The organism is Methylophaga sp. UBA5088, assembly GCF_002414625.1.
GTDB lineage: Bacteria > Pseudomonadota > Gammaproteobacteria > Nitrosococcales > Methylophagaceae > Methylophaga > Methylophaga marina.
The window spans coordinates 34777-39551 of sequence record NZ_DIAC01000105.1 but is presented as its reverse complement, the minus strand read 5'-3'; the positions used below and the strand labels follow the sequence as shown (position 1 = coordinate 39551).

Below are 4775 nucleotides of genomic sequence, written 5' to 3'. Positions count from 1 at the left end.
GTAAAACTTCTTCTTTGTTTTGTCATTGAACACCTCTGTGGAGGTCATAGTACCTCCTAAAATGGTGTCCGGGATCAGTAAACCACTACAAGTGAAACACTTAATAAAAGATAATCAAAATTTGTCGGAAGAAGAATTAAGTGTGTTGTGTATGCTAAGAGAGAGTTTAAAGCAAAAGTCTTAATCCATTAGAATCAACGTAGATAAGGAATCAATAGAATCATATCGTTTGATTTTATACATATAGATTAAATTAATTTTCATCGTCATTTAAGCAAGGATTGCTCATGACCAGATTACCAAGACTATTCAAAAAAGATTGTCCACAATATCTCATTCAACGTGACAATTTTCATCAAGCTGTTTTCTTTTCTGATGAAGATGACTCAGTCTATTTATTTAAGTTCAAAGACTTCTCCAAGCGGTTTGAAGTAAAAATTCATCCTATAAAAATCAAACATTCTGACCGTATTGGTTCTTGAATTTCCTCATTAACACTGTAATTCGAAGTAGACCCCCATTGCATTTTTCATCAAGGTAATTAAATGCGTTTATTTAAAAATATCTGACAGCAAATCATGGATATTAATCCATTTAAGGGTGATGTTTTACCGTCACGTGTATATCTATTTGAAAGAGGGCGGCCATGTCTCCCTTTTCCTCATCTTTTGAACTACAAAACGCCTTTGGCACTCTTCGATGCTTTTTATACAAATGCTAAATCACCTGATTTGTTTGAGCGTGATAACCGCTATTTATATGTGATGGGTATGCCACTGGTTTTCATTACGCGTGATCCAGCCGTCATTAGAGCTGTTCTTCTTGCTACAGGCGATAAGCCCGGACAATTTGATCGTGATACGACACCCATGACTGGAATTGCCCGTGTCACCGGAGTCAATTCTCTCCTATATGCAAACGGCAAAGTATGGCGAAAACAAAAACAGATGTCAGCGGGGCCTTTTGGAAAAGGCTCTCTGTTCCAACCTGAAGAGTTTCATGAGTTTGAGAAAACGTTTCGTAAAACGATAGAGAAACGATTAATCGTTTTACGTGATGCGCAGAAGATGAGTAAGAAAAACATTTCTCGCGTCGGAATTGAACAGGAAATTCAACCTATCATGTTGGAAATGTTAGTGAATAATTTCTTTGGTGGTTCGGTTGACTATAAGGAGTTACGGGAACGGTATGTCCCTGCGTTACTTTCGTTAATTGATTACATGATTACTAATACCGTGGCACCTAACCTTTCGGCTATTCATCAATTTATTACGGGAAAAGGAGCTGATGTAAAGCGTTGGAGGGAAGCCCTTGAGGACTTAACTGACATTGCACTTTCTGGCAGAGGCGAAAAGTCAGGACATTGGAAAAACTTCATTGATAAAGTTGAAGATGAAGAGGCATTGCGGAGCAATATCAGAGTATTTCTAGCCGGGGCTTTAGAAGCGACTTCATCGTTTGCGACTTGGACGTTATCTCATTTGTCACGACAACCTGAGTTGCAAGAGAAGATATATAACGAAGTAAAAGACATTGATGTTTACGATCCTGAAAGCTTAACCGAAGCAAAATTGCTTAATCAGTGTTTGAATGAAACCTTACGTTTAACCCCCTCACTTTATTTTTTTCCCCGGAAAGCCACGGCCGATACTTGGCTTAAATTAGACGATACAAGAAAAATCATGATTCCCAAAAATACCACCATCCGACTGGATATTTGGAATGCAAACCGCAACGAAGCTTTTTGGGGCAAAGAGGTTTCTGGATATCCGGCAGACGTTTTTTCACCTTTACGCTGGGATGAGCTGACGCGTCGAGGCATAACGCGTAAAAATTTAACACATTTTGGATTTGGTTTAGGAGCTCGTGTATGCCCGGGGCAATTTCTTGGTCAGTTAGAGGTAGGGCTAGTGGTCGGCGCTTTTATCAAGGTATTCAAATTTAAAGCTGTTAATAATGCATCTGGAGTACGGGCTGGAGTCACAACCAAACCAGGTGATGGGACTTTAATGGATCTCGAACTGCGATAACGCTTATAGACCCCGATCTTGATAACCTAGGATATTTGGACCAGATTAAGACTATTAAGATTAACCTGACCCAATCGTGGCCGAATGTCGCAAAGTAAACTAATTGTAAATACTGCGGGGATTTTGTGTTGCTCAGCCGGAGTTTGCAACGGTAGGCGCGTTAGTTGTACCTTGTTGCGCAACGCGCTACAATTGCTTCATGATTAAGTCATTTAAACATAAAGGTCTGAAACTCTTTTTCGAGAAAGGCAAGACATCAGGCATACAAGCAATACACGCAAAGAAACTTCGTATGCAGTTAGTTGCTATTCATACCGCACAAGAAATAGATGACGTTAATCTACCAGGTTTTTTTCTTCATCCTTTAAAAGGAGAAAGAGCCAATATCTGGTCTATATCAGTTAACGGTAACTGGAGAGTAACTTTCGAATTCAAAGATGGTAATGCTTACATCTTAAATTATGAGGATTATCACTAATGATTATGCATAACCCACCACACCCAGGTGAATTTATTGAATCCATCTACATGGAACCACATGGGATTAGTTGCAGAACACTTGCAACACATCTTGGTGTCGCGGCTTCAACACTCAACCGGATTGTTAAAGGCAAAAGTGCTGTAACGCCCGAAATGGCCTTACGTCTATCCAAAGTACTGGGGCGAAGCCCTGAAAGTTGGCTTAGCATGCAAGACAACTATGAACTCTGGCAAGCTAAGCAAAATATCAACTTAGATAATGTGCAGCCAATAGATGTGCATGTAGCCTAACAAGACAACCAAGTTTACACGCTACCGTTCAGGAATATTTGGGCGCAGGTTATAAACGTTTAAAAGTAGCCTTACAAAACTGTGGCCGAATGTCGGAAAGTAAGCTATTTCGATCTGACTCAAAATACTACTTGATATCACCATCCTTGTGAGTGGTGTCACAAAACTGCAATATTTGTCCTCTTATGCAGTAGAAATCATTTTTTGATTTGATTAGATTGATCATGTTGTGCATGGATGCGCGCGAAAAAATATTTCTAAACCGTCATGGAGGACAGTCAGAATGAATCAATTTCCTTGTAAATTCCAATTTGATATTTATCGCGTTTAGGCGCGATGAAGACAATTACATGCTTGTGGCATATAGCTATATGCTGCTTTTCATTGATCCTGTCTTCCTTGAGTCTGCCTGTTTTCTCACAAACATTACCTGATATTGATGCAGCTAAAGAGCAGCGGCAAGAAAAACAATTAGAAGCGCTACGCCAGCATCAGGAACGGAAACCCGACATCAGACTTGAGCGTGATAATGTGGACAGTCCGGGCGATATACCTTTAGATGAAGACCCCTGTTTTATCATTGAAGAGATTTCATTAACAGGTGATGAGTCATCGAGATTTCAGTTCGCTATTCAAGATGTCTTGCATCAACATCCAGAGATCATGGGGCGATGCTTGGGAATTCAGGCAATTAACCGAATCCGAGCAGAGCTACAAAACAGTGTCATAAAAAAAGGATTTATCACGACACGTATATTGATAGAGCCTCAGGATCTTAACTCTGGCGAGTTGGTATATAGCCTTATTCCTGGACGTATTAGTAATGTCGATCCTGATAATTTGGTGTCCAGGTTAACACTATGGTCAGCTTTACCGAGTAGTGAAGGCGACTTGCTCAATGTGAGAGATCTCGAGCAAGCAATGGAAAATATGAAGCGTATTCCTACTGTGGATACGAATATCGATATCAAACCGGATGATACGGAAAACAGTCAGCCTGGTGATAGTCAGCTGATATTTGAACACAAGCAGGCAAAGCCATTCAGGATGACACTGTCATTTGATGATAGTGGTTATGAATCAACAGGGCGTTTTCAGGGTTCCGCCACCTTATCTTTGGATAATGTGCTGGGAATCAATGACCTTATCTATCTTAGTAAAAATAAAGACTTTGGTGGCAAGGGGAACGTCGGCGGCAGTCAGGGTGAGACTGCTCATGTTTCTTTTCCTTTTGGTTACTGGTTAGTGGCATTTACAAATAGTGAATATGAATATGATCAACGCATTGCTGGACTCAACCAGACCTATGTCTACAAAGGAGAGAGCGAGAGGCAGCAGCTTGCTCTAAGCCGAGTGTTATATCGTGATCAGTTGTCGAAATTAACCGCTTCATTGACCGGCTATCATCGACGTTCAAATAACTTTATTGATGATACTGAAATTGAGGTTCAACGCCGGAAAAGCGCTGGCTGGATTGCCGGTGTGGATTACCGTCGCTATATCGGTACATCCACCATGGATGCAGGTATTTCATATCAGCGAGGAACAGGTGCTTTTCACGCTATTGCTGCACCAGAGGAAGCCTTTGGTGAAGGTACTTCCAGACCCAAAATTATTAAAGCCTATTTCAATTGGTTTCTGCCACTGCAATTAACAGATTATCAAATACAGTTGCAGTCAGAGTGGCAGGCTCAATGGAATAAAACGCCATTGGTGCCGCAGGACAGGTTCTCAATTGCAGGGCGATACACCGTCAGAGGATTTGATGGTGAGCAATCCTTATCTGCTGAACGTGGCTGGCTTAGTCGTAACACCATCACTTTTCCCATAGAGCGTCAGCAACAGTTGTATTTAGGGGCAGATGTGGGACATGTCAGCGGTTCATCAGCAAAATTTTTATTAGGACAAACGTTGGTGGGCGGCGTGGTCGGATTCAGAGGTCAATGGAAGGGCCTTTTTTATGATGTGTTTGCA

Annotated in this window: 5 protein-coding genes; all 5 read left to right on the top strand. The window is 41.1% G+C overall.

Annotated features, from left to right (window positions below; genetic code table 11):
* Positions 1–287: 287 nt before the first annotated feature.
* The gene (locus B4K20_RS13460) at positions 288–482 is read left to right on the top strand and encodes a hypothetical protein (RefSeq protein WP_289283261.1); all 195 of its coding nucleotides are present in this window, start codon (positions 288–290) and stop codon (positions 480–482) included.
* A gap of 96 nt (positions 483–578) precedes the next feature.
* Positions 579–2030 carry a cytochrome P450 gene (locus B4K20_RS13455; protein WP_289283260.1) on the top strand — a complete coding sequence of 484 codons (1452 nt, stop codon included), beginning with the start codon at positions 579–581 and terminating at the stop codon, positions 2028–2030.
* Positions 2031–2229: 199 nt separating this feature from the next.
* Positions 2230–2508, top strand: a complete 279-nt coding sequence (locus tag B4K20_RS13450) for a type II toxin-antitoxin system RelE/ParE family toxin (protein ID WP_289283259.1) — start codon at positions 2230–2232, stop codon at positions 2506–2508.
* Entirely contained in the window at positions 2508–2801 is a 294-nt protein-coding gene (locus B4K20_RS13445; RefSeq protein WP_286304161.1) for a HigA family addiction module antitoxin, read from the top strand. Before B4K20_RS13450 ends, B4K20_RS13445 begins: the two co-directional genes overlap by 1 nt.
* A gap of 399 nt (positions 2802–3200) precedes the next feature.
* A partial coding sequence (locus B4K20_RS13440) for a ShlB/FhaC/HecB family hemolysin secretion/activation protein (protein ID WP_289283258.1) occupies positions 3201–4775 on the top strand: 1575 nt, incomplete at its 3' end.

Excerpts from the sequence above, each read along its gene's own strand:
- B4K20_RS13455 (WP_289283260.1), top strand. The coding sequence starts at position 579 with ATGGATATTAATCCATTTAAGGGTGATGTTTTACCGTCACGTGTATAT.
- B4K20_RS13450 (WP_289283259.1), top strand. The coding sequence starts at position 2,230 with ATGATTAAGTCATTTAAACATAAAGGTCTGAAACTCTTTTTCGAGAAA.
- B4K20_RS13445 (WP_286304161.1), top strand. The coding sequence starts at position 2,508 with ATGATTATGCATAACCCACCACACCCAGGTGAATTTATTGAATCCATC.
- B4K20_RS13460 (WP_289283261.1), top strand. The coding sequence starts at position 288 with ATGACCAGATTACCAAGACTATTCAAAAAAGATTGTCCACAATATCTC.